Source organism: Streptomyces sp. sk2.1, from assembly GCF_008120935.1.
GTDB lineage: Bacteria > Actinomycetota > Actinomycetes > Streptomycetales > Streptomycetaceae > Streptomyces.
This window is the reverse complement of record NZ_RDBO01000071.1, coordinates 73,121-74,605: the sequence shown is the minus strand read 5'-3', so window position 1 is coordinate 74,605 and position 1,485 is coordinate 73,121. Positions and strand designations below refer to the sequence as shown.

General features: G+C 72.3%; 2 protein-coding genes. One reads left to right on the top strand and one right to left on the bottom strand.

All coding sequences use genetic code 11. The annotated features are described in order from the left end of the window. A partial coding sequence (locus EAO76_RS25120; protein ID WP_148838355.1) for a type II toxin-antitoxin system PemK/MazF family toxin occupies nucleotides 1-503 on the bottom strand: 503 nt, incomplete at its 3' end. A gap of 178 nt (nucleotides 504-681) precedes the next feature. On the opposite strand from EAO76_RS25120, the gene EAO76_RS25115 reads away from it, so the two are divergent. Further along, entirely contained in the window at nucleotides 682-1,434 is a 753-nt protein-coding gene (locus EAO76_RS25115) for an MBL fold metallo-hydrolase (protein ID WP_148838183.1), read from the top strand. The last annotated feature ends 51 nt before the right edge of the window (nucleotides 1,435-1,485 follow it).

Below are 1,485 nucleotides of genomic sequence, written 5' to 3'. Positions count from 1 at the left end.
CCCCGCACCCGCTCCCACACCTTCGGGTCCACGTTCCCCACCCGCCGCCGGAACCCCCGCACGGCCACCTGCCGCAATTCGTCCGTCTCCAGATAACTCGCCCGGTTCCGCGCGTCCCCCACCGTCCCCGCGGGCAGCGCGATCACTCCCGGCCGGTCCTCGTGGCACTTGCTGGTGATCTTCGCGACGAGCGCCGAGTCACCCCGTACCGAGAGCACCAGGCAGGGCCGGTCCTTCGCGCCCGGCCCGTCCTCGTACGGCACCTCCGCCCACCAGATCTCTCCCGGCCGGGGCCGCGCCCCCCGCTCCGGGCCGGTCCCGCGACCGGGCGCCGCCGGAGGACGGGTCCGCCCGCCCGGCCGCGTACCGGGCGGCGTCCCCGCCGAGCCGCCGGAACGCCCGCGGGGCCGGCCACCGCCCCGCCCCCGGCCGTCGGCGACCGCCGCGACGAGTGCGAGCAGTACCACCAGAACGAGTGCGAGCCACCACCAGGACATGTCCATGCCCCCGACCGTACCGGCGTCCCCGCCGCTTCCATCGAACCGGTGACAGCACAGGTGAGTTCCCCCACAACGGACGGCCGTGGAGGAGCGACCGGCACTTTCGCGCCTTACGCTCGACAAACCGCTCAACAGACCGTACGAACCCTCCCCGTTCCCACGTCCCGGAGGTTCACGCTCCATGAAGCTCACCGTCGTCGGCTGCTCCGGCTCGTTCCCGTCCGCGGGATCGGCATGCTCGAGCTACCTCGTAGAGGCCGACGGCTTCAGGCTGCTCCTCGACATGGGCAACGGCGCCCTCGGCGAGCTGCAGCGTCACATCGGTCTCTACGACCTCGACGCCATCTTCCTCAGCCACCTCCACGCCGATCACTGCATCGACATGTGCGCGTACTTCGTCGTCCGCTACTACCGGCACGACGGCGGCCGCCCCACCCCCATCCCCGTCTACGGACCCGAGGGCACCGAGCAGCGGCTGACCACCGCCCACGCCGACACCCCGTCCGAGCACGCGATGAGCGAGGTCTTCGACTTCCACACGCTGAAGCCGGGAACGTTCGAGATCGGACCCTTCTCGGTCCGCACGGAGAAGGTCTGCCACCCCGTCGACACCTTCGCGATCCGCGTCGAGCACGGCGGCCGCTCGCTCGCGTACTCCGGGGACACCGGCATCTGCGAGGCCCTGGACGAACTCGCCGAGGGGGTCGACCTGTTCCTCTGCGAAGCATCGTTCCTCCACGGCAAGGAGGACATTCCGGACCTCCACCTCAACGGCCGCGAGGCGGGCGAGACCGCCGCCCGCGCCGGGGTGGGGCGGCTCGTCCTGACCCACATCCCGCCGTGGACCGACGCCGACCGCAATCTGGCCGACGCCCGCGCGGTCTTCCACGGACCGGCGGACGTCGCGGTCCCGGGCGCGGTCTACGAGGTCTGAGGGCCGTTCCCCGAGGGGCGCCCGGCGCCCCTCGGGGAACGGCCCTCAGAC